Source organism: Lacipirellulaceae bacterium (assembly GCA_040218535.1).
Classification (GTDB): Bacteria; Planctomycetota; Planctomycetia; order Pirellulales; family Lacipirellulaceae; genus Adhaeretor.
Map to the genome: position 1 here is coordinate 175,251 of JAVJRG010000008.1, position 22,623 is coordinate 197,873.

A 22,623-nucleotide genomic window follows, 5' to 3' on the forward strand; every position below is an offset into this window, starting at 1 on the left:
AGGACACGGATTGCACGGTGAGACGGATCAAAATAAATCCGTGTTCGAATACAAACGTTACCACTCAACCAAGCTCAATCATCGCCTTCAGCACGCCCGTTTCTGGTTTGGTAAGCGAATCGAACTCGTCCACGACGCGCTCAAAGGGTGTCCGATGCGTAATCCACGGGTCGGTGTCGATCGTTCCTTCTTCGATCAGACTGATGATACGCGTAAAGTCTTGCGGCAACGCGTTGCGTGTTCCTTTGAGGGTCATCTCCGGGCGATGCAAGGCAGGGTGGGGGAACGTGATGTCTTCCGTCGTCACCCCTAGATACACCAGGGTGCCGCTTTGGGCGACGTAGCCTAGAGCACCGGCCATTGAGTGTTTGTTGCCCGTCGCGTCACAAACCAGAGCGTACTTATCGCCGCCAGTGATCGCTTGCATCTGCTCGACTTCGCTGCCATCCGCTTTGAAAACAATCGTGTGAGCCACGTCGTAAGTCTTCTTGCAGAATTCCAAGCGCGACTCGACCATGTCCATGATCGTGACAATGGCACCAGTGAGCCGGGTGAACTCGAGCATCGCCAGCCCAATCGGCCCGGCACCAATGATCAGCACGTGTTCGTCCTGCTCCGGCTGGCCACGCTCCGCCGCATGGCAGCCGATGGCTAGCGTTTCAACGAGTGCGAGTTGCTCGTAAGAGAGCTTGTCCGATTTGTGAAGTTTCTCGGCCTTCAGCTTGAAGCGTTCGCATAGCCCGCCATCGAACATGACGCCAAGCACTTGCATGTTCGCACAACAGTTGCCACGGCCCTTACGGCAAGCGTAACAATTGCCGCAGTTCATGTAGGGTTCCACGCTGCATCGATCACCTACCTTCACGTTGGTTACGCCTTCGCCGACAGCCAGCACTTCAACGCCAAGTTCGTGGCCGGGGGTGCGTGGGAAATCAAAGAAGGGGAACTTCCCCAAATAAGCGCTCGTATCCGTACCGCAGACACCCATCCGATGCGTGGCCACCAACGCCTCTCCAGGACCTGGTTGGCCTGGGTCTTCAACGTCAACTTCGGCAAGTTTCTTCGGTCCTTGGAACTGAACGGCTTTCATGGGATATAGTCTGCTGATAGGTTGTGAAAAACTTAAAGCGGCTAGATTATGTTGGTAATAAATTGACTGCAAGTCGATGCTGAGTTTTCTTCTCTAGTTATAATTCGTTTTGTCTATCGTATTGGAAACAAATTGTACCAGTACAATTACCGTGTTTTAGAGGGCTGTTATGAGTATTGAGGGAAATCAGTCACAAGAGGGCTGGTATATCCTGCAGATTACTGGAGGTCCGTACACAGACTCACAACTGAAACAGCTGATGAGCGAAGCAGAAATCGAGCAGAACACACTCCTGACACATACATCTAAAACTAAGAATCGTATCATAGAAGCCAAGCAGATACGCGAATTGCGAGAGTTAGCGAAAAGTAAAGCACACATCGCACCTACTCCCGGAGTTGAAGTTTGCGAATTCAAGGGAGAAATACTAGGCATGACAACTCTTGAAGACTACACCCTGCGTCATCATAGAACACTCACCGAACACAACGAGCCAACTCCACAACGAACCGATCTCATGTGTCCTTCGGCAGTTGAATCCGTGTTCGCTGAGACTTGGTATAAAGAGGCTGGTATCGTCCACGCCCGCATAGCCTTTCCCTTTGAGTCAATTCAATCTGCCTACGATGAAAGTCGTTGGTTTGCTGTTGCAGGTAAAATTGAAACGGTCGCCGGCGCGCAACTGAAAGATTTGATACATGGTTTTATTGATGGAGTGCTATTCAAGGTGTTTGGCTACTTCGATTCGGCAGAGTTTTCATCTGTGAAGAGAGCGTTTCTCACTAAGTATGGTGAACCGACTGAATCTTCCATGATGGCCCATCAAAAATCGTATGGAGCCGTATTCAACGGTGAGAGAATCGTTTGGAATTTTGGTGATTGCACAGTGTTGCTCAATCAGTTTTCTTATGATTTAGATACTGCCGACTTTCATATACTTCACGATGCACTGACCAACGAATTCGCATCTAGGGATCCGGGGCCTCAAGTTGATGATTTCTAGAAATCTACGATGAAATGATTGCGCCTTTTGGATGTCTCATTCTGATTCGCCCTGCCAAGTAAAATAAAATCCTGCATCACAAAAGAATGAATATGAATTTCTAAATCAGCAAGGAATCTAATGGCAACCACAGAAACAGTCACGCAAGAAACTACTGTCCTGGGACTCACCCCTTCCTTCGGATTTGGCGACCGGATTGGGCTCGCCACGCCCGGTCATGTCGCGGCGATGCGTGCAGCGGGCGGAAGCATCGCCCCGATGTTTGCTCAGCAGTCGATTCGCGAAATGGCCCGCACCAACCGCACGCCAGAGGGCGTCATGAGCGACGCTCTCCAAGCCGCGGCGTCGGCAGGCTGGGACAAGCCTCAAGGCTCGGACGCAGACCATTTGAAAACGCCCGAAGATGTCGATCGCACAGCAGCCGTTGGCTTCAAGTTTTTCACGATCGACCCTTCCGACCACGTGGATCAGCAGGCGGACGACTACGACGCGCAGGCAGTCAAGGAAAAGTTTGCTGCAATTGCTGACAGCGTCACGTGGCTCGGCGGATACGAAGGCAAGGAAGTGACGCTCCCTTCGGGGACAAAACTCACCTTTGATCAGCAATCGCTGCAACGTGCCGGCGTGAAGTACGGTAAGGCTCTTGAGGAAGCGATCAAGCTGGCGGACTACATCAAGAGCGTCCAGGAAGCTGCTGGTCGAGACTACGAGATCGAACTGAGCGTCGACGAAACGGAGCAGCCAACAACGCTTGTCGAGCATTGGATCATCGCCGAACAATGTCTCACCCGCGGCGTGAAGCTCGTTTCCCTTGCGCCGCGATTTATCGGTGAGATGGAGAAGGGTGTCGACTACATCGGCGATGTCGAGGCTCTCGAAGCCTCCATGAACGACCATGCCGCGGTTGCCGCCGAGCTGGGTCCCTACAAGCTGAGCCTGCATTCAGGCAGCGATAAAGTTTCGATGTATCCGTCGCTTGCTCGTGCGACGAAGGGGCAGTTCCACGTGAAGACTGCCGGAACCTCTTACTTGGAGGCACTTCGAGTCGTCGCGTTGTGCGACAAGCCGCTGTTTCGAGAAATGTGCGAGTTTGCCCGCGGTCGATACGAAACTGACCGGGCGACCTACCACGTTCACGCGACGTTGGAGAATGTGCCGGCACCGGCTGACTTAAGCGATGACCAGCTGCTCAAGGAATACCTCGAACGCTGGGAAGATGTTCCTGCAGGCAAAGGTTTCACCAATGCGGGACGACAGATTTTGCACTGCACTTTCGGTTCGACGCTGACTGACGAGCGTTTCGGCCCCGCCCTGCGTGAATGCCTCGAAGCCAATCAACAGGTTTATAACGACGTGCTTGAAGAACACTTCGTGAAACACCTCGAAGCGTTGCAGGTTTAGATACTTGGTGTGCCACTGCTGGCTTGCCCAGCAGTGGCACCTGTCCACTAACCGACTTATCTCAGAACCATCATGCTCGACACCGGCATCCTCAACCCGCACGTTAATCATCTCCTCAGCCGCGTTCGGCATACCAATACGTTGGTGATTGCTGACCGCGGATTTCCTTTCTGGCCGCAGATTGAGACGGTCGACATCTCACTCGTCGACGATGTTCCGTCGGTCTTGCAGGTACTCAATGCTATTCGCAAGAACTTCGTCTTTGGTAAGGCATGGATGGCTCAAGAGTTCCTCGATAATAACGACGAGGCGACGACTGACGCCTTTGCGAAAGCACTCGATGGCATTCCGCTTGCTCATGAGCAGCACGACACGTTCAAGTTGCGGGTGCAAAGTGCCATCGGCCTCATTCGAACTGGTGATACCGTGCAATACGCCAACATGGTTTTGGAGTCCGCTTGATGGCTGACTCGGAAGCCAACAGCGTCAGGATCATTGATTCGCACCACCACTTCTGGCACTACACGCTGGAAGACTACGGCTGGATGGACGACTCGATGGTGGCGATCCGCCGCGACTTTCTGCCAACGGATCTCCAGACAGAAATCAGCAACGCGGGGGTCGAAGGAGTCGTCTCCGTCCAAGCACGGCAGAGCCTTGAAGAAACCCGTATGCTCTGCGATTTCGCCGGGCAGCACGACTTCATCAAAGGAGTTGTTGGTTGGGTGCCGCTTCTGACCGACGAGCTTCCCGCGGCACTGGAGGAGTTTTCCAGCGAGACGAAACTCAAAGCCGTGCGTCATGTCGTTCAGGATGAGCCCGATGACTTCCTTCTGCGAGACGATTTCAACGAAGGCGTAGCCCTGCTTGCTGCCAACGGTCTTGTCTACGACGTGTTGATCTTCGAACGTCAACTGCCCGCAGCGATTGAGTTCGTCGACAAGCATACCGATCAATCGTTCGTCCTCGATCACATTGCCAAGCCGAAGATTGGAGCAGACGAACTCGAACCCTGGCGCACAAACCTCCTCAAACTGGCCGAGCGAGAGAACATCGTTTGCAAGCTCTCTGGCATGGTCACCGAGGCGGACTATCAGTCTTGGACGCCTCAGCAGTTGCAGCCTTACTTGGAGACGGTTTTGGAAGCGTTCGGCCCAAAGCGACTTATGTTCGGTACTGACTGGCCGGTTTGCACACTTGCTTGTGAGTACCAAGAATGGGTTCGCATCATCCGAGAATTCGCCGCTCCCCTTACTGAAACGGAACGTCATGCGTTGTTCTTCGAAACGGCAAACCAAGCTTACCACTTGCAGCTCGATTGAAAACGTTCAATCAAGATTCGTCACTAGCCCGCGACCTATGCGTCGCGCGGTGCGTCTGGCGACGGTAGCTACGTACTTGCTAGTAGTCGTCGCAGGCTCGAACGTGATTTCTGCAAAGGAGAATTACACCATCGAGTGGAAGCCACTCTTCAACGGCAAGAACCTCGACGGTTGGGACACATGGCTCCGCGCTCCACAGGAAGAAGGCGCAGAAAAGGGCGAGCCGCTGGGGCTGAACAACGATCCGCGGAAAGTCTTTACCGTAGTCGATGGGAAGCTTCGAGTTTCAGGAGAAGTTTTCGGTTGTATCTCCTCCAAAGAGGAATACGCAGACTACGAAATCCGTTGGAAGTACCGTTGGGGCGAGAAGAAATGGCCACCTCGGCTCAATCAATTGCGAGACAGTGGCTTCCTTTATCATTGCTACGGCAAGCACGGTGCTTTCTGGAATGCTTGGAAGGCCTGCGTCGAGTATCAGGTGCAAGAAGGTGATTCAGGAGACTACTACTTTCTTGCTGGTCCTCGAGGAGAAGTCCGCGTGGCGGATCCCAAGAAGGAAGGCTACGGCAAAGATTACTCCGCGACGGGTGAGCTAACGACGCAGAGCCAGCGTATTGTCCACAGCGGCAGTCGCCGTCATCGCCACGGCGAGTGGGTGGACTGTCACGCCATCATTCGAGGTGACACGTCCGTTCATATTGTTGAGGGCATCGTTGTCAACCGGGCCGAAAAGTTACAGGGGAGGGTGGATGGCAAATACGTGCAGCTCAAGAAGGGGCACCTGCAGTTCCAATCTGAAGCAGCCGAGATTTTCTACAAAGACATTGAGTTGCGTGATCTCCCGCAGGGCGGATCGGGAGAGCACTCGTTAGAAACGCTTACCGTTTCGAGTAAGGGGCTAACGATCACCGTGCAAAACGGGGTCCAGCATCAGGCCTACCTTCCCGCGATTGAGTTAATCGGGAAGCACAGCAAGCACTTCGAGCTGGCGGACTCCCCCTTGCCCGTTCGACTTGGTCCTGGCGAGGTGTTGCTCTTGGAGCTGAGGGCTGCTGAGGGGTTTGAGATTGGGGATGACCTCGACCTGAAGTGCCGTCTGGAGAGCCTCAACGGGCCTGTCGAGAGCTCAATTCTCGACATTTCTGAGGGTCTGTAGGCCCGAAATCCTGTGCTATATTTGAGCTTAAGTCTCGCTGCCCCGGCTCGTAGGGTTGAGTCTCGGCATCTTTCGAGGCGAGGACCCAATGAGCACGACCAACCTTCAACAAACGCAGTTAGAAGATACCAAAGCGGGGATTCCCAGTCTTGGGATGTGCCTGCTGCTGGTTGTCGTCTACCTGCTTCTTGCTGAATTCGGCCACGCGCTTTCCTTTGAGAGTAAAGTGGCAACGTTCTGGCCGCCCAGCGGCTTGAGCCTCGCGGCTTTACTGCTCTCGTCGAAGCGAGGATGGCCTCGTTTGATCGTTGCTATTCTTACCGCCAATCTAATTTCCGATATTGGCTTCCATGAAAAGACTCTGCCGCAATCGCTCGGCTTCGCAATCGCTAATCTAGCCGAAGCTTTGCTAGGAGCTTTTCTGTTTAAGATTTGGTATCCGAAGCGAACCACCCTGGCTTCCTTTGGTGAGGTGGCGGCCTTCGTTCTCCTGTGTTGCACATTGGCTACGGAGATCGGCGCTACGATCGGAGCGGGGGTTCTTTATTACGCTTTCGATCTCGATTACTGGGAGAGCTGGCGAGTTTGGTGGAGTGGCGATGCGATCGGGATGTTGGTCTTTGCTCCACTGTTCTTGTTATTACTGTCGAAAACCGCTCAGAGACCCAAGGATTGGCAAGAGTACGCGTTGCTGATCTCGCTGGTCGTACTTATTGGCGGAGTCACGCAGTTGGTTGTCGGTCAGCAGGACAAACCGATCGCAACCCTGATCGTACCTCTGCTGATCGTCGTCGCGTTGCGTTTCAAGATGTTTGGAGCGGCGCTGGGTGTGGCGGCGATGACGATCGTCGCCGTCTGGGATACCTCACAGGGAAGCGGGCTCTTTGCCAGCCTAGGTGAACTTGGTAACCAAGCCTTTGCGCTGCAAATTTATGTGGCGACGATGGCCATCTCTGCTCTGACGCTTGCCGCTGCTGCTTCGGAACGTGACCAACAAGCGAAGCTACTACAAGAGCAGCGAGAAGAGATGACAAAGATTATCGACACCTTGCCCGCCTACATTTGGTTCAAGGACACGAATAATCGGATGCTCAAGGTCAACCAGGCCGCAGCAGAAGCCACGGGCTTGCCGCGAGAAGAAATCGAAGGAAAAACGGCGAATGAGATCTATCCCAACCAAGCCGACAGTTATTACGACGGAGACCGCCAAGTGATGGCCTCCGGGCAATCCCTCACGGGACTGATCGAGGAACTTCCCGCGAAGGATGGCCGCCGTTGGATGAGCATCGACAAGCACCCCGTAAAAGCTGCGGATGACAAGGTCGAAGGCATTATCGTTGTTGCCACGGATATCACCGAGCGTCGCAAGGCGGAGCGTCAACTACGTCTGAATCAATTCACCACCGATCAATCCCCCAATGCCATTTACTGGGTCCGCAGCGATGGCCGTTTTGTGTACGTCAACGAAGCAGCTTGTCGGATGCTCGGCTACAGTCGCGAGGAGCTGCTGGAGCGCCGCGTCAGCGACATTGCTCCCGAGTACCCCGCGGAGACTTGGAACGACTACTGGAACATGATCAAGGGGAAAGGGTACCACGAGATTGAAACCCAACACCAAGGTTCCGATGGAGTTCGTCATGCCGTTTCGATTCAAATTCACTTCGTCGACAACGAAGAGGAACCACTGCTCGTTGCCACTTCTCGCGATATTTCTGAGCGAAAACGACAGGAACAGGAACTTGCACGCATTCGCGAGCAACTTCAACTTGCGATGACCGGCGGAAACGTAGGACTGTGGGACTGGGATATCGTTGGTGAAGACGTTTACTACTCGCCTGAGTTCCACGATCAGCTTGGTGAGCCACGCGAAACCCTCTCGGGCCTCGAAGACTGGAGGTCGCGCCTTCATCCAGACGATCTTGAGCAGGCGCTGAAACGCGTCGAAGAGCAGTTCGAGGGGCGGTATGGAGATTCCGAATACGAACAGACCTTCCGCATGCGTCATGCTGATGGAAACTACCGCTGGATCCGCTCGCTGGGGCAGTTATTGCGCGATTTGCAGGGGAATCCCCTACGAATGATCGGGGTACACGTCGATGTGACGGAGAATCATGAGCTATTGGAGAGAGTGCGAAGCGCCTATCGCGAACTCGACAGCTTTACGTACATAGCCTCTCACGACCTGAAGGCCCCCTTGAGAGCTATCGATAACTTATCAAGCTGGATCGCCGCTGATCTCGAAGATCAACTTCCAGAGAAGTCCGCTGAGCATCTCTCGATTCTCAGGCAACGGACCCGACGCATGGAACTGTTGCTGAATGATTTACTTGAGTATTCGCGTGTGGGTCGCAGTAAGTTCCATGCGGAGGAAGTGGACACGGACCAACTTGTAAAAGACGCTTTCGAGTTGGTGGCACCCGCAGAAGGTTTTCGGCTGACCACCAGTGAGCTACCCGTTTTCGACACGGTTCGGCCTCCGCTCGAACTTTGCTTGCGAAATCTGATCGACAATGCGATCAAACACCACGATCGGGGGGAAGGTAATATTACCGTCGGATGCGAGGTGCAAACACACTATTATCGATTCTCGGTATCAGACGATGGGGCTGGAATCCCCGAGGAGTTTCATGACCGGATATTTGGTATGTTTCAGTCACTCAAGCCAAGGGACGAAGTCGAAGGTAGTGGTATAGGTTTAACAATGCTCAAGAAAACTGTAGAACACTATGGTGGAGAATTGAGTTTGAAGTCGAAGCCGGGGGCGGGTAGTACGTTCTCATTCACTTGGCCGAAGACACTTCGAACCGCAAGTAAAGTGACTTCAGAGGAAGCCTACTTGCCTGGATAAGTACCATGAAAGATCCGAAGGTATTGCTTGTCGAAGACGATCGCGTTGACGCAGAGGCCGTCAAACGCGCCTTCGAAAAGCAAAGGATCTCGAACACACTGATCATGGCGAACGACGGCATTGAGGCTTTGGAGATTCTTCGCGGAGAGCAGTCAGAACCGCTTCAGCGACCTTTCATCATTCTTCTCGACCTCAACATGCCTCGGATGAATGGGCTTGAGTTTCTCAAGCAACTCCGCGCTGACGAAATGCTTCGTGATACGATTGTCTTTGTCCTGACAACCTCTGACGATCCTCGAGACAAAGTAGCCGCTTACGAGAACCAAGTGGCTGGCTACATGGTCAAGTCACGCGTTGGGGAGGATTTCCTCAAGCTTACCGAACTGCTAAGTCAATTCTGGCGAATCGTCGAAATGCCACCGGCGCCACATTAGTGTGCTGAAAGCCGATCAAAGGATTTTCTCAACGCGGACTTGGCGTTCGACCATCAAGTTTCCTCGCTTTACTGCGGTTTGGCTCAGTCTTGCAACTGTTTCGTCAAGCGACGATTCGCTGCAAACCAGCGCTACCGAGCGAAATCCTCCCAGCCACCAACGGTCGTCGCTCACGTGAACATGGTCTCCCGGCTGAATGGACAACTCTCGCATGGTCTCCGCGGGAAGTTGCAAGGTGGGTTCGGTTCCGGGAACGATTTCCATAGGTAGAACTTGCGAGCGACCAATCTTTTCGTAGTTCGGCTCACCGTTCTTGAATCGGCGAATCGCCTCTCCTAGCGATTGCATGACCAGTCCAATACGGGGCGTGGTCTCGCGAGCGGAGGAAAGCGTGATGGCAATTGCCGGTACGAGTGTGGCGACTAAGCCAAACAGTGCACGAATGTAGCTGTAGCCGTTGTCGCCGGGGACCCCGTGGGAAAAGGGCCGAACCAGCATCGGAAAGAAGTGAGAAAGGACGAGTGCGACGAAACCGATAATCACTGACCAAAAAGCAGCACGACTGGTCATCCGTGGCCACAAACATCCGAGGACGATCGCCACAACCAACGGCGGGGCCACGGTGCTCGTGAAAGCCGACAACGCCTGGTAGATCGAGTCGAACCGTGTGAACAAAGGCAACAAAGCTACACCTAAAGCGGCAGAACCAATCGCAACGTATTTTGCCACTTTCAAATACTCATCATCGGGACGATTTGGACGCAGCGTCCGCCACACATCATTGACCGCAACGGCTGAAACGGCCGTGATCAATGTGTCGAGCGTACTCATCAACGCCGCCACGACTGTGGCGACGACCAAGCCGAACAGCCCGGGCACCCGGCAAACGCGCCGCGTTACACGGACGAAAATGTTCTCTGAGAGTTGCTTCTCCGCGGTGGTCACTTCGCCGTTCTCTTCCGGAACGTCTTCGAAGCCTTCGTTCTCTGCGGTCATCTGTCCTGATTCGACCAGCGAGCGACCGATCCAGCCCGCGTTGCTTACCGCTACAGCAGCCAATGGCATCATGACGATGACTACCACGAGCATCGCCTTGCGGCCATCACGGACTGAGCGTGCGGACAGGAAACGCATGAGGATTCCCTGGTTGATGAAGTAAAACGCGAACGTACCGACGATCGCGTCGTTCCAAAAATCGCCCACGAAATTCAAGTCAGCCGAATCATTGAAGTTGGCGAACGGCAATCGGTGTGACTCGGGGAGATTCTCCCAGAAAGGTGTCCAGCCTCCTAATTCCCACAGACCGAGCGCGAAAATCCCTAGTCCTACAGCCAGCAAGAGAAAACCTTGCAGGAGGTCGGTCATTAGGACGGAGGTCTGCCCGCCAGCGTGAAGATACAGCCCCGAGACGACTGCCATCAACGCTGCGGTCATCACCACGTTCCAGCCAAACAGTCCGTAGAAGAATTGGCCAATCGTATAGAGGTTAATCGCAACGTAACCCTCCAGGTAGAGCAGCATCAAGATCATCACGAGTAGCCGCGTTCGTCGATCAAAGCGACGCTCGAAATACTCGGGGATCGAAGCGATCCGGTTGTAGTAGACGATTGGCAGCCAACCCAGGAGAAACAAGGGAAGCACAAACCACTCGTTGGTGTAGGGCAACACCGCACACGTGCCGAAGCGGTAGCCTGTTTCCGCATACTGGACGAAGCTGTAGGAGCCGACGAGCGTGGCGATGCAGCTTACTGCGATCAGCCACCAACTAAATCGCCGCCCAGCGAAAAAGAAATCGTCGGTCGTGTTCGTGAACTTCCCGAACCACATCCCGACCGCGACGATGGCCACGAAATAAGCCACTAGCACGATCCAGTCCCCGGCAGACATTGTGACGCCAGCGGCGAGTAGAAAGGAATCACGGAGCATTGATGCCTCTTCTCAGAGAGTGGGTGGCTGGGGACGAGCGTAGCGAGCCCCCAGTAGCGTTGGGGCGAGTATCAGCTAATCGCAATTCTTATCCAAGCAGCATGAACCGCAGCAGACAACAGTGTGCCGCAAACCAGAACGATAATCAGGCGTCGATCGGTCCAAAGCGACCAACGGACGGCCCCGCTACGCAAACTGAGCACAAGCGACGCGACTAGCAAACAGCCACCAATGCCGTAAAAATAGAGCCAACTAATCCAAGCATCGTGCATGCGGATAATCCAACCGGGTGCTTTCTGTGTGTTCAGGGAAGTTGGCGTTATCTTAGCCGTTCGGGTTTGGTTTTGAACAGGAGAGAACGAAGGCAACCAGAGAGTAGGAATCTCTTTGATGCCTTTTCTGACTACCGAGGTAAACTGAAGTTGCCGTTTTAGCCGCGTCACTCGTGCCGCGCTCGCCTCGAACTAGCAATCATGGTCGACCACCAATGAACAATCGTCTTCTGACTCTACTCTCGACTTTCATGCTTTGCTCCTTGGAGCTTGGCGTAGCAACCCAGAGTGCTTACGCTGAGCCTATGCGATTCTACTGCGGCACCTATACAACTCGCCTAGGGCACGTCGATGGCAAGGCAAAAGCGATTGGCATTTATGAACTTGATGGCCAGTCCGATGAGATTCGCTCGCTTGGCCTGTCCCCGCCGATAACCAACAGTTCGCATCTCTGCGCATCGAAAGATGGAACCAAGCTTTACGTCAGTAGCGAAGTCGTGGAGTATGAGGGGAAGGAAGATGGCTATCTGACGGTCTTCGACGTCGATTCCGAAACGGGGGCACTGACATTTCGCCAGCGTGTGAGCTCAAGCGGTCCAGGGCCTGCTTACGTTCATCTTGATCAGTCAGGAAAGTATCTGCTGCTGGCAAACTACGTCGCGGGGAACGTCGTCGTTTATCCGATCTTCCCGGACGGCACACTTGGAGAGCCGACTTCCAAGGTCGAACATCGCGGCAGCAGCATCAACGCCGCTCGGCAGGAAGGGCCGCACCCGCACTCGATCGTTCCCAGTCCTGACAACCGTTTCGTTTATGTCCCCGACCTGGGAATCGACCGGATTGTCGCTTATCGCCTTGACTCGGAAACGGGTCGGCTTGAAGCAGCCTCGGAGTTCGACGCCAAGACGCCTCCCGGCAGTGGCCCGCGGCATTTCGTATTCGGTGCGGGCGATCAGTCTGAAGGAGGCACCTTCGCTTACTGCTCGCTGGAGCTTTCTTCCGAGTTGGCCGTCTATCGAGTGACGGAGGGCAAGCTCACGGAAGTCTCTCGACAGTCTACCTTGCCTGAGGAGTTCACCGGCGAAAGCACGACAGCAGAGGTTCGCGTCAGCGCGGACGGCAGGCATGTTTATGTTGCCAATCGAGGCCACGATAGTATCGCCGTATTCGACTTGTCTAAAGATCCCGCAAAGCCGAAACTCGTGGAAATCGTCAAGACCGCAGGGCGTACGCCGAGAAACTTTGGTCCCTCGCCCGACGGGAATTGGCTGGTCGTTGGGAATCAGGATTCGCACACGCTCGTCACTTTCCGACGTGACCAAGCCAGCGGCAGACTGAAGCAAGTGAGCGAACCGGTCGAGAGCCCTTCGCCAGCGCTGATTTACTTCGTTGAGCCCCAGGAGTAAGGAAGTTAGGGTGGCTGGGGACAGCTTGAGGCTGCCCCCAGACTATCGAACGACTGGGGGCGAGCTCCACTCGTCCCCAGCCACCCAGTCGTGACGCGACGGTGGCTACAACTTTCCAAACGCCTTACTAAGCCCAAACACTGCAAACGCAAAAATCGAGACCACACTCACCCACAAAGCCAGGTCGTAGAGCTTCCCTGGTCGAACCTCAGCGATCTCTTCTGCCCGCCGAAAAGTGATTGCCGCGAAAGCTACCAGTAGGACTAACGCCGAAGTCGCAACACCGCCAAGAATAACCATCATCACAGGTTCATCGTATTTCAAAAAAACCAGCGCCCAGGTGATAGGAAAGAACCAGGCTAATACCGCGATGGTCCTCCTTCGTGAGGCGTTGTCGTGAAAGTTGGTCCACCCGAGTTGGCCGGTTGCATCACCAAAAATTCGCGTCCAAGCGGCCAAGGCTGAAAAGAGCGTCGAGAACAAAACGATAAACGCACCAAAGAGGAACAAACCTCGCGCCCAAGGACCGAGCGAATCCGTATACATCGTCGCCAGCGTCGAGATGACCTCCGGCCCTTGCGGCTCTAGTCCTTGTCGGTTGAGCACTGCAGCCCCCAACAAATAAAAAGCCGTGGTGACGATCGTGTAAGCGACCATCGAGAGCAGGGCGTCGGCATACATGACCCGGATCCAGCCACGTGCACGTCGTTGCCATGCCGGATCGCTGGGCTTGGCTTCGCCGGTGTACGACGCGTATCCCTTTTCCAACAGCCAGTAGGTGTACTGCATCACTTCATCACCGCCGACACCCGTCAGCCCAAATGCACCAAACAGTACGAGCACGGCCCCTGCAGGCATTCCTCCTTGCAGGCCACTGAGCACATCTGACGCGCTAATGGAGTATTTCGTCCACTGCAATGCCACGACCGACGCCAGTGTCATCACGGTGAATCCGGCCAGCAGTACTAGCGAGAAGCGTTCGATAAATGCGTAGCGATTCAGCGAGACGGGCAACGCAACTGAAAGCACGGCCAGCCAACACCACACGCCAATTGAAACTCCAGGAAAAACGAGATTCAAAAGAATTGCCAGCCCGCCTATAATTCCGCCGACCTGGAGGACCTTAATCGGCTGAATGGAGAGCCAAAGCCAGAGCGACCAGCTCAGCCGTCCCCACTTTGGGCCGCGCAACTCGTTGAATGCGTCGAGCGCTGTTTGGCCAGTGAGAATGGTGTGCCGTCCGAATTGAAGCTGCAGAGCCACTTTAATGACGCAACTCAACAGAATCGCCCATAGCGCGATGAACCCGACCTTCGCTCCCAGAGCCGTGGTCGCAATCAGTTCTCCTGAACCGACAATCGAAGCGGACAACAGGAAGCCGGGACCAAGATAAGGCAAAGTCTGCCTGAAGTTCTCCGGTGGTTCGCGGACTGTATGCGGGTCGAGCGTGTAGGGAGAGCTAGAACTCAAGAGGTCCGCCAGATGAGACTAGAGTAAGCGACTCTCCCAAGTTCCCTCTCCTGCTTGCGGGAGAGGGTTAGGGTGAGGGTGGAAAAAGTATTCTAGGAGAGTCACGACAAATGTGTTGCCCTATCTTACTCTTTCTCTGACGGTTTTTCTTGACCTTCCTCAGATTTCCCTTCCTCGAACTTCAAAGCCGCGGAGTTCATGCAGTAACGCAGTCCTGTTGGCCTCGGGCCGTCGTCAAAGACGTGTCCCAGATGGGCTTCGCAGCGGTTGCAATGGACCTCGGTACGGACACCAAACAGCTTTCGATCTTCCTTGGTGCCAACGTTCTTGTCGTTGATCGGAGCAAAGAAGCTTGGCCAACCCGTGCCGGATTTATACTTCGTTTCCGAGTCAAACAGAGGCAGCCCGCAACAGACGCAGTTGTACACGCCTTTTCGCTTGTTGTCCCAGTACTCGTTCTTGAAAGGACGCTCGGTGCCTTCCTTCCGCGTTACGTAGTACTGCTCATCCGTGAGGCGGCTCTTCCAATCGACGTTTTTCCAGTCGACATTGTCTCCGTCAGTCTTGGCGGTCGAGGATTCTGCTCCTTTGAGCTTGTCAGCGAACACCTTGCGAAACTTATCCATCTTGGGGCGAATCACCATTTGGCAATAACCGTTGCCTGGGTTTAGCTTGAAGTAATCCTGGTGTTCTTCCTCGGCCGGATAGAACTTGTCGAACTTGGTGATCTCCGTAACGATTGGGTTGGGGAAAGCGCCAGATGCGTCGAGCTTCTTCTTCAACTCCTCGGCGGTTTTCTGTTGTTCTTCGTCGTGAAAAAAGACGGCAGAGCGATACTGAGTACCTGTGTCGGCGCCTTGGCGGTTCAGTGTCGTCGGGTCATGCGTTTTCCAGTGGACTTCCAACAAGGTCTCGAAGCTAACTTCCTTCGGATCGTAGGCGATCTGAATGACTTCAGCGTGACCAGTTAGTCCCGAGCAAACTTCGCGGTAGGTCGGATTCTCAGTTTGGCCACCAGAGTATCCGCTAGCGACACCTTTTACTCCCCGCAGCTCGCGGAACACAGCTTCGGTGCACCAAAAGCAGCCGCCTCCGAATGTTGCTTTCGAAAGCTTGGGATCGTCGAGTGCCTGCATATCAGTTTTCCTTGTCATCTGATGATCGACCGATTGCGTTTGAGCTTCCTTTGTCCCAGACCCAGAGAACAGTTGCCCCTGGGCGAGGACGTAACCTGCAAACAGGCAAAGCGATAGGATCGTAACAAATCCGACGAGGCTTTTCCTGTCGGGGGCGGTTGGCGTAGTCATGAGTTTTCCTCAGGGATCGCTCGCGGGCTCTGTCGCTATTCTACCAAAATGCGGTTCAGCGGCGACTTAGGTTCTGGGGGCGTTTAGCTTTCTTACGCCTGCCCGCCTGCTGAGGTTTGCCGCTTCGCCTTATTCTGACCGTCGACTAGTGAGATGGCTAACAGAACTCGGGAGAAACGGACCGTCTGGTTGGATTCTACGGCGTGACGAGCTGGTAAATCAGTCCGTCTGTCTGCATGAAGTACGACTCCCCCTTGGCGTCTTGGCCAAACGAAGTGATCGGCAGCCCCTTCTCTCGCAAGACGTGATTCTTGCGCACCTGCTTCGCCTCTCGATCATAGTCAAGGGCGTAGATCCGTCCTGTGATGTAGTCCGCGTAGAGATACATCCCCGTAAGCTGCGGTAACGCTGTACCGCGATAGACGTGCCCGCCGGTAATCGACTTGCCTTCGCTGTGATTGTATTCCCAGACAGGGTCAACCTGTTCTTCACCTTGGAAAGGTTCGCTGATCTTGATGCCGGCTTTACTCTTGAACGCATGATTCCCTTCGCGTGTATTCCAGCCGTAGTTCTTACCGGATTCGAGAATGTCGATCTCCTCCCAGAGGTTTTGTCCCACGTCCCCGGCCCAGAGTTCGCCTGTCTCGCGGTCGAATTCCATTCGCCAGACGTTTCGTAATCCGTAAGCCCAAACTTCGCCACGTCCGAGCTCTGGTTTCCCAGCGAACGGATTGTCTGCTGGGATTCCGTACGCCAATTCTTCTCCGTCGAGGGTCGACTTCTTTTCGACGTCGATTCGCAAGACGCTTCCCAGGAATGTCTTGGGGTCTTGCCCGTTGCCGTGAGGATCGTCGTATTTCCCGCCATCTCCGATGGCAATATAGAGCATTCCATCCGGGCCAAAAACAATCGTCCCCCCGTTGTGATTCCAATAAGGTTGCTCAATGGTCATAAGGATCTCTTCGCTCTCAAGGTTGACTTTGCCTTGCTTCGAGGTGAAGCGCGAGACGACGCTGCGGCGAGGACCGCCAAACTTATTGTGGTCAATGGAGTAGTAGACGAACATTTGGCCGTTGTCCGCAAAAAGCGGATGAAATGCCATGCCGAGCAATCCTTGTTCATTCTCATTCTTGTCAAACAGCACGCGGTCGCGGATATCGAGAAGCATCTCCGGAGATGAATCCGCGGGACCATCCAGTACTTCCACCGTCCCAAGTTGTCCCATCACGAGAATCTGCCCCGAGCCGTCACCCGGTGCTGTCAAGTAAATCGGCTGCGTGAACTCGTGACCCCCAAAAGCAGGGCGAAAATCAACGGCCAGTTCGTGCTGTTCTTTCGCTTGAGTCGCGGAAATGATCACGAAAAGCAAGAGAAACGAGAAAAATCGATGCATGTGAAAAACCTTCATGAAATTCGCTCTTAGTTAAACGAAGGAATACTAATCAACGCTGATGAACACTAATCATAAAAACCATCATTAGCTCGAATTAGCGTTCCAGAAAATCCGTGCAATCCGTGTTAGTCCGTGGCCAAGAAAATAATTCCACCCACGTTAAAACCCTCGCCCCTTCGTAAAGCCGCGTCGAGGCAGCTTGGGACGTCCTGATTTTCTTCGTTGCTTGTTCCGGATTGAGCCCCGTCGTTGCATACCGCGTTGGGCGGCGTGACGTAACGCCTGGCCGGCGACCTCGGTTAGCACGCGGAAAAGTACATGGGACATTTCGCTATTGATGAAGTCATCAAAGCCACCGCCCCGTTGTTCATGCCAGGCTGGGGCGAACTCTTGGCTCTTGCGTATTGCCGACCATAATCCCTCAAGACCGATTTGCCCGTCAAGATAGCGTCCGACGTGATCTTCAACGTCAAACCGTGGGTCGAACAGCGAACGACGGCTGTCGAACTCCTCCTCGCGAAACCGTTGTTGGACGCGTTGCAATCCGGAGAGCTTCTCATCCCAGTGCTCTCGCTTCCGTGACTCGACGTCTCCTTGCCGTTCAGTCTCGTTGAGTCGCTCATTGAGCCATAGCACTTCGGCAACGATCGTATCGTCTTCGGGTTCGGGGGTCATTCGCGATCGGCGTTCCAAGCGTGTAGGATCCATCTTGGAGAGGAAGAACTTCATCTTCGCCAACGCCTGCTCATGATACTGATTCTGTGGCTGCCGTAGTTGCAGCAGTTCTTCTTCCAAGCGGATCAGTTCATCCTGTTCTTTGGCGATCTTGTCAGTCAGAGCATCACGTTCGCTACCTAGCTCTTGCCCCTCGCGCATGACGGCGGTCAGGCCAATCTCATCAGAGTTGCGATCCTCAATAGCCTCAACCTGCTCCATCAGGACGTTGAACTGTTCACGGCGACGTTCGACTTCTTTAGCCATCAACTCGGGCGTGACTCGCAGGAAGTTGTAACTGCGGCGAGCCCGTCGGAAGTCGATCATCTTCGCGACCCATTTATCAAGGACGTGAGTGAGCCCCTCTTTCTCGTATTCGGCTGTGCCATAGCCGCGCTCGTTAAGATACTTGAACAAACGGCTCGTCTCGTAAGCGGGCAGCTTTTCATTCGCTTCTTGTTTGGCTTCCGCGACGCGCGCTTCGTTGCGTTCGAGTTCGATCTCCGCCTCGAGTGCCCTTTTCGAGAGTTCGCGAAACTCATCACTGGCGTGCAATCGCTCCGCTAGAAGCTCCTCGAGCCGCTCACGTTCGGCGACTTTTTCATTGAGCGCTTCGGTGACCTGCTCAAGAGATTGCTCATTGCTTTCAATCGACTGCTCTTGAGCGGTGATCTGCTGGCTAAGCTCTCTTTCGCGGTTCTGCTTGCGCTCAAGGATCTCGAGAAGCTCCGAGCGAAAACCCTCAAAGGTTCCTAGAACCGTTTCAGGGCTTATGTCCGGCAGGTAGTGTTTCGCAAGATCGGCCAGTGCCGCAGTGCGACGACCTACCAGCTCTGCCAGTTGATCGTCGATCTGCTTCATCCCGGTGAGATGCTGATCAATTTGACGCCGAAGTCGACCAATGCACCGGTCGAGCGATTTCCCAACGCGGCTACCTGCTTGTACGTCCCCTACCATTGCGTGAGCTGTCCCCCACGCTCGATAGCCGTATCGCTCGAACCATTTAAGCGAACCTGTAGATTGCGCTCGCCACGTTTCTTGATGCCGAAGATACGCTCGTCGAGTAAACCATCCGCCTGCTTGTCGGCTTTCAACCGATTGTAAACGTCTTCGGGGACTTGTTCCGCCCATCGTGACGTCGAATTCGTCTTGCCGGTTTGCCGGTCACGGATGGGTACTTTGACTGCTGTTCCATCGGGAGCACGCGCCTCAACAATCACGTAATATCCCGAGCGGACAGTCTTGGAGTTAGCGTCGGTATAATCCATCGGGAAGGCAGATTCCTCGCCGGGAGTGCTAGGGATTGTAAGTTCGTACTGACGCATCAATGCCGCTAAGAGTTTCTCTTGCTTGAGGCCCAACTCTCTGAGGTCTTCGATCTTTCCCTCATCACGCAGTACTTTTGCGGTAGCTAGGGCGGCAGCCGCCTCTTCTTCGATGCTCGACTCATCGGAAACTTTACCTATAGCAGCGACGTTTTTCTCGACGGCTTCGTAGGCACGACTCGCTAGTTTCGCCTCGCGTCGCTCACCTGGTAAGAAACCAGCAACCAGCAATCCCCAGAACGTTGCCACAACGACCCCGATAGCAATCGCCCACTTCATAATCGTGCCGCGGCGCACATAGACATGGGCCAGGGCCGTCTCAAAGCTAAGCGGCGGTTCTTCGAACGTGTGCAGGCGATCGTAGTAATGCTCGACTGCCGCATCGACTTGCTCGGGCGTCACCGAATCGCCACTTACTTCTGCGGCGGCAAGCAACCGTTGGCGAAGCTCGTCCTTGAGTTCATCGAGGTTCAATTGCTGCTCGACCAGCGCCTGTTCGCGCCGGAGAGCCCCGGCGACGTCCATGATTCGCGTCATCTCGGCCAGCGTGAAATCCTCACCCTGCTCGCGCATCACGTCGCGGGCCAGCTCGACCTCTACGGGGTCGAGCTCAGCCGGGGGAGCTTGCTGCTGGTATTGTTGACGAGCCATCTGCGTAAACCTCGGCAAGGCCAGATGAAGGAAGGTAGGGGCAGCAATTTAGAGCGACTTTAACGCCGGCGAAGCAAGATCAGTCAACTCACGACGAAGAGCCAAAAGACTTTCTCCTGTACCTCGAACGTGATAAGCTGAGTCACACTAGACACAAGTTTACCAAAGCCCCAGTCTGCCGTCCAAGCGGTGCGATCATATGCCGTGTATCCTGAAAAACTTTTGACGGGATTTACAAGATGAACAGGATTTAGTTATTTCGCTTCCGAAACCATAATCTTGTCGATCCTGTAAATCCTGTCAGAAAAAGTAAGTTTGTCTCTTTGTGCCTTCGCGCCTTTGCGAGAGACCAAAAACTAATCCAACCAAGCAACAGGAGCCCTCATCATGGCCCAAGCCACTGCCACCCAAGAGCGTGAAAAGTCCGTCTTGCAAGAGGCCGATAAGCACGAGAAGAAAATGTCTGGCTATCTCGACAAGGCGGTCGAGGTGCTCGAAAAGTTTGGCCTAAAGGATAAAGATGATGCGCCCGTCGAGCTGATACGACTGCTCGAAGAAGTCCGCCACGTCGACGAAGCACGCGCCCTCGCGATCGCCAATACGATCCAGCACATGGCCAAGTTTAATGCCTTGGTGCGTGAGAATGTCGAGAACATCAACGTCGGGAACCGATACCTGGAAATCAGCCAGATGTTCGATTCGATTCGCGAAGACTCGAAGGCACTCATCGGGCAACTCGACGACGGCAAGATTGGCATTACCGAAAAGATGGCGAACCTCTGGATGCGCATCCGCAGAGGTTCGCCCTCGGCACGTTTCGAGAAAATTGTCGACGTCTACCAAGACGTGTGTAAGGAGACGAAAAACCAGCTCGAACGCGAACAGACCATCATGGATGGCTACATCGATTTCCGCTTCGCACTGAAAGAAGCTGAGATCCTCGCCCGCGAGTTGCTCGAAGCTCAACTACCACATCTTGAGAAAGCGAAGGAAGGCCTTGCCGCATCGCAAAAAGCGATCGACGACTTTGATGGAGAAGAAAGCGAATTGGGTCGTTTAGAACTTGCTCGCGATGAGGCTCGCAACGCCTTCCAGAAGGAAGACCGCACCTATCAGTTGCTCAAGGACATCTCCGAGAATCTTTCGATCGGTTACGACGTCGGCGAGACGCTTGTCACTAAGCTGAAGCAAACGCACGACGTGAAGGACCAAGTGTACCGCCGGGCGGTGACGTTCTTCACCACCAACGAGCATGTCTTTACGATCCTAGGTACGGTTTATACCTCGCAACAGGGGCTCCACGAGGCGGCCGCTTCGACGGAAGCTCTCAAAGAAGGCGTCAACAAGAGTTTGGAAGATGTTGCCGAATTGGGTCGAGAACTGGAGCGTGCCGCTCTGAAAGCGGGTTACGGTTCGACTGTCAGTGCCGAGTCGTTAGAAAAGCTTGTCACAGCGATTAGCGATTACCAGGTCGAGTCTCTCCAGATGATTGCAGAACTCCGTAAGGAAAGCGAAGCCAACGCGAAAGAGATTCGCAAAGTCGTTGAGAAGGGTAAGAAGCGCTACCAGGAGACGCTCGCACGCTTCGCGCGAGGCGAAGAGATCGAGTAGCCGAAGAAGTTAGGAGAAGCCCTAGCCCCTAGCGCAAGCTAGGGGTTTTCTTATGCGCGATTGCCGTGCGAACTCTTTGCTGAACCCCTAGCTTGCGCTAGGGGCTAGAGGTTCTGATATTGCTTTTCCCTCAGCTCTGACTCATGCAGATTCTTTATGCTCGATTTCCTCTCCGAACACAACCTCGTTGAATTTTTTACCGACCTCAACTCTCTTTGGTTGACACTGGCAATCGTTGGCTTGCTGGCATTGTTGGGTAAAGCAGCTGACGAACTTGTCGGCCAAGCAGTTATTCTTTCCGAGCGATCGGGCCTGCCGAAGATTGTCATCGGGGCAACCATCGTCAGCCTAGGAACCACCGCTCCTGAGGCGGCCGTCTCGGTACTTGCTGCACTGCAGGGTGATCCAGGACTAGCACTGGGGAACGCAGTAGGCTCGATCATCTGTGATACGGGGTTGATTCTTGGCGTCGCAATTCTCATCTCCCCGCCGCTTCTGCCCCCAGGAATCGTCAACCGCCAAGGCTGGTTACAAATTGGGGCGGGGGTCCTACTGGTGGCAGCCAGTTTTCCTTGGGATGGGAGCAACCCATTCACTGAGGGGGGCAACATGCCTCAGTTCATGGGGTTCGTGTTTGTCGCGTTACTTGCCGGCTATCTGTGGCTCTCGGTAAAGTGGGCCAAAGAGTCCCCTGTCGGTGGAATCAGTGCCGAGGTTGCCGAGATGGAAGAGCAAGTGCACGGGGCAACTGCCCCCGTGCCGCTAGTAGTTACCAAGCTACTTTTTTTCGTCGGTCTGGTGGTGCTGAGCAGCCATATCTTGATTCCCGCGATCAAAATCGCTGCAGAACGCCTCGGGGTACCCGCCTCGATTGTCGCGGCAACACTCGTAGCTTTTGGGACCTCACTTCCAGAACTCGTTACCGCGGTGGTTGCCTCCCGCAAAGGTCACGGTGACTTAGCCGTGGGGAACGTTATCGGCGCGGACATCCTGAATGTGCTGTTCGTCGCTGGTCTCTCGGCAGCAGTTACCAAGCAAGGACTAGAAGCCCCGCCGTGGTTCTTCAAGATTCAATTCCCAGCGATGCTTCTGATACTCATCTTATTTCGTGTCGGCGTGGTCGTCTCGGGAACGCGGATGAAACGCAGCTTTGGCTGGCTATTGCTAGTGAGCTATTTGGTCTACACCGTGTTGAACTTCGTGATCAAGCAATAATCGTAGCCCTATCGCTCCGCGATAGGAAAGCTGCTTTGGAAAAAGCGTTGCGGTTGGGGGAACATTGTCGTAGTTGACC

At 54.3% G+C, this 22,623-nt stretch carries 18 protein-coding genes; 10 read left to right on the top strand and 8 right to left on the bottom strand.

Features of this window, described 5'->3' with window-relative positions; all coding sequences use genetic code 11:
• Nucleotides 1–64 precede the first annotated feature (64 nt).
• On the bottom strand, nt 65–1,090 hold the full coding sequence (locus RIB44_10155; GenBank protein ID MEQ8616944.1) for a zinc-binding alcohol dehydrogenase family protein: 1,026 nt from the start codon (nt 1,088–1,090) through the stop codon (nt 65–67).
• Nucleotides 1,091–1,259: 169 nt separating this feature from the next.
• Here RIB44_10155 and RIB44_10160 point away from each other — a divergent pair, with 169 nt between their 5' ends.
• From RIB44_10160 to RIB44_10190, 7 genes are all read left to right on the top strand, one after another.
• Nucleotides 1,260–2,093 carry a hypothetical protein gene (locus RIB44_10160; protein MEQ8616945.1) on the top strand — a complete coding sequence of 278 codons (834 nt, stop codon included), beginning with the start codon at nt 1,260–1,262 and terminating at the stop codon, nt 2,091–2,093.
• A gap of 120 nt (nt 2,094–2,213) precedes the next feature.
• Entirely contained in the window at nt 2,214–3,494 is a 1,281-nt protein-coding gene (locus tag RIB44_10165) for a tagaturonate epimerase family protein (GenBank protein MEQ8616946.1), read from the top strand.
• A gap of 72 nt (nt 3,495–3,566) precedes the next feature.
• Nucleotides 3,567–3,956, top strand: a complete 390-nt coding sequence (locus RIB44_10170; protein ID MEQ8616947.1) for an RbsD/FucU domain-containing protein — start codon at nt 3,567–3,569, stop codon at nt 3,954–3,956.
• Nucleotides 3,956–4,816, top strand: coding sequence for an amidohydrolase family protein (locus tag RIB44_10175; protein ID MEQ8616948.1), 861 nt, complete (start codon nt 3,956–3,958; stop codon nt 4,814–4,816). The genes RIB44_10170 and RIB44_10175 overlap by 1 nt, the downstream gene beginning before the upstream one ends.
• On the top strand, nt 4,764–5,972 hold the full coding sequence (locus RIB44_10180) for a DUF1080 domain-containing protein (GenBank protein ID MEQ8616949.1): 1,209 nt from the start codon (nt 4,764–4,766) through the stop codon (nt 5,970–5,972). Before RIB44_10175 ends, RIB44_10180 begins: the two co-directional genes overlap by 53 nt.
• 88 nt (nt 5,973–6,060) lie before the next feature.
• Entirely contained in the window at nt 6,061–8,820 is a 2,760-nt protein-coding gene (locus RIB44_10185; protein MEQ8616950.1) for a PAS domain S-box protein, read from the top strand.
• A 5-nt stretch (nt 8,821–8,825) separates the two neighbouring features.
• Nucleotides 8,826–9,254: a response regulator gene (locus tag RIB44_10190; GenBank protein MEQ8616951.1), complete on the top strand. Its 429-nt coding sequence runs from the start codon at nt 8,826–8,828 to the stop codon at nt 9,252–9,254.
• A 15-nt stretch (nt 9,255–9,269) separates the two neighbouring features.
• Here RIB44_10190 and RIB44_10195 read toward each other — a convergent pair whose 3' ends face one another.
• Nucleotides 9,270–11,180, bottom strand: a complete 1,911-nt coding sequence (locus RIB44_10195; protein MEQ8616952.1) for a sodium:solute symporter family protein — start codon at nt 11,178–11,180, stop codon at nt 9,270–9,272.
• Nucleotides 11,181–11,251: 71 nt separating this feature from the next.
• On the bottom strand, nt 11,252–11,452 hold the full coding sequence (locus tag RIB44_10200; GenBank protein MEQ8616953.1) for a hypothetical protein: 201 nt from the start codon (nt 11,450–11,452) through the stop codon (nt 11,252–11,254).
• Nucleotides 11,453–11,667: 215 nt separating this feature from the next.
• Here RIB44_10200 and RIB44_10205 point away from each other — a divergent pair, with 215 nt between their 5' ends.
• Nucleotides 11,668–12,858: a lactonase family protein gene (locus RIB44_10205; GenBank protein MEQ8616954.1), complete on the top strand. Its 1,191-nt coding sequence runs from the start codon at nt 11,668–11,670 to the stop codon at nt 12,856–12,858.
• 105 nt (nt 12,859–12,963) lie between these two features.
• Here the strand turns inward: RIB44_10205 and RIB44_10210 are convergent, their stop codons facing one another.
• From RIB44_10210 to RIB44_10230, 5 genes are all read right to left on the bottom strand, one after another.
• Entirely contained in the window at nt 12,964–14,328 is a 1,365-nt protein-coding gene (locus RIB44_10210) for an Nramp family divalent metal transporter (protein MEQ8616955.1), read from the bottom strand.
• A gap of 125 nt (nt 14,329–14,453) precedes the next feature.
• Nucleotides 14,454–15,635, bottom strand: coding sequence for a peptide-methionine (S)-S-oxide reductase MsrA (gene msrA, locus RIB44_10215; protein MEQ8616956.1), 1,182 nt, complete (start codon nt 15,633–15,635; stop codon nt 14,454–14,456).
• 196 nt (nt 15,636–15,831) lie between these two features.
• Nucleotides 15,832–17,028 (bottom strand): PQQ-dependent sugar dehydrogenase, encoded by a 1,197-nt coding sequence (locus tag RIB44_10220; GenBank protein MEQ8616957.1) that lies wholly within the window; start codon nt 17,026–17,028, stop codon nt 15,832–15,834.
• 159 nt (nt 17,029–17,187) lie between these two features.
• A complete protein-coding gene (locus RIB44_10225) occupies nt 17,188–18,699 on the bottom strand; it encodes a hypothetical protein (protein MEQ8616958.1) in 1,512 nt (503 codons plus the stop codon).
• Complete coding sequence (locus RIB44_10230) at nt 18,693–19,718, bottom strand: DUF6384 family protein (GenBank protein ID MEQ8616959.1); 1,026 nt, start codon at nt 19,716–19,718, stop codon at nt 18,693–18,695. Before RIB44_10230 ends, RIB44_10225 begins: the two co-directional genes overlap by 7 nt.
• 387 nt (nt 19,719–20,105) lie before the next feature.
• Between RIB44_10230 and RIB44_10235 the strand changes: the two genes are divergently transcribed.
• A complete protein-coding gene (locus RIB44_10235) occupies nt 20,106–21,329 on the top strand; it encodes a cell surface protein (GenBank protein ID MEQ8616960.1) in 1,224 nt (407 codons plus the stop codon).
• A gap of 156 nt (nt 21,330–21,485) precedes the next feature.
• The gene (locus RIB44_10240; GenBank protein MEQ8616961.1) at nt 21,486–22,544 is read left to right on the top strand and encodes a sodium:calcium antiporter; all 1,059 of its coding nucleotides are present in this window, start codon (nt 21,486–21,488) and stop codon (nt 22,542–22,544) included.
• The last annotated feature ends 79 nt before the right edge of the window (nt 22,545–22,623 follow it).

What these genes read in the sequence shown, in the direction of transcription:
- RIB44_10235 (MEQ8616960.1), top strand. Translation starts at nt 20,106, where the DNA reads ATGGCCCAAGCCACTGCCACCCAAGAGCGTGAAAAGTCCGTCTTGCAA.
- RIB44_10170 (MEQ8616947.1), top strand. Translation starts at nt 3,567, where the DNA reads ATGCTCGACACCGGCATCCTCAACCCGCACGTTAATCATCTCCTCAGC.
- RIB44_10200 (MEQ8616953.1), bottom strand. Translation starts at nt 11,452, where the DNA reads ATGCACGATGCTTGGATTAGTTGGCTCTATTTTTACGGCATTGGTGGC.
- RIB44_10205 (MEQ8616954.1), top strand. Translation starts at nt 11,668, where the DNA reads ATGAACAATCGTCTTCTGACTCTACTCTCGACTTTCATGCTTTGCTCC.
- RIB44_10180 (MEQ8616949.1), top strand. Translation starts at nt 4,764, where the DNA reads ATGCGTTGTTCTTCGAAACGGCAAACCAAGCTTACCACTTGCAGCTCG.
- RIB44_10190 (MEQ8616951.1), top strand. Translation starts at nt 8,826, where the DNA reads ATGAAAGATCCGAAGGTATTGCTTGTCGAAGACGATCGCGTTGACGCA.
- RIB44_10230 (MEQ8616959.1), bottom strand. Translation starts at nt 19,718, where the DNA reads ATGGCTCGTCAACAATACCAGCAGCAAGCTCCCCCGGCTGAGCTCGAC.
- RIB44_10220 (MEQ8616957.1), bottom strand. Translation starts at nt 17,028, where the DNA reads ATGCATCGATTTTTCTCGTTTCTCTTGCTTTTCGTGATCATTTCCGCG.
- msrA (MEQ8616956.1), bottom strand. Translation starts at nt 15,635, where the DNA reads ATGACTACGCCAACCGCCCCCGACAGGAAAAGCCTCGTCGGATTTGTT.
- RIB44_10155 (MEQ8616944.1), bottom strand. Translation starts at nt 1,090, where the DNA reads ATGAAAGCCGTTCAGTTCCAAGGACCGAAGAAACTTGCCGAAGTTGAC.
- RIB44_10160 (MEQ8616945.1), top strand. Translation starts at nt 1,260, where the DNA reads ATGAGTATTGAGGGAAATCAGTCACAAGAGGGCTGGTATATCCTGCAG.
- RIB44_10240 (MEQ8616961.1), top strand. Translation starts at nt 21,486, where the DNA reads ATGCTCGATTTCCTCTCCGAACACAACCTCGTTGAATTTTTTACCGAC.
- RIB44_10225 (MEQ8616958.1), bottom strand. Translation starts at nt 18,699, where the DNA reads ATGGTAGGGGACGTACAAGCAGGTAGCCGCGTTGGGAAATCGCTCGAC.
- RIB44_10175 (MEQ8616948.1), top strand. Translation starts at nt 3,956, where the DNA reads ATGGCTGACTCGGAAGCCAACAGCGTCAGGATCATTGATTCGCACCAC.
- RIB44_10195 (MEQ8616952.1), bottom strand. Translation starts at nt 11,180, where the DNA reads ATGCTCCGTGATTCCTTTCTACTCGCCGCTGGCGTCACAATGTCTGCC.
- RIB44_10185 (MEQ8616950.1), top strand. Translation starts at nt 6,061, where the DNA reads ATGAGCACGACCAACCTTCAACAAACGCAGTTAGAAGATACCAAAGCG.
- RIB44_10165 (MEQ8616946.1), top strand. Translation starts at nt 2,214, where the DNA reads ATGGCAACCACAGAAACAGTCACGCAAGAAACTACTGTCCTGGGACTC.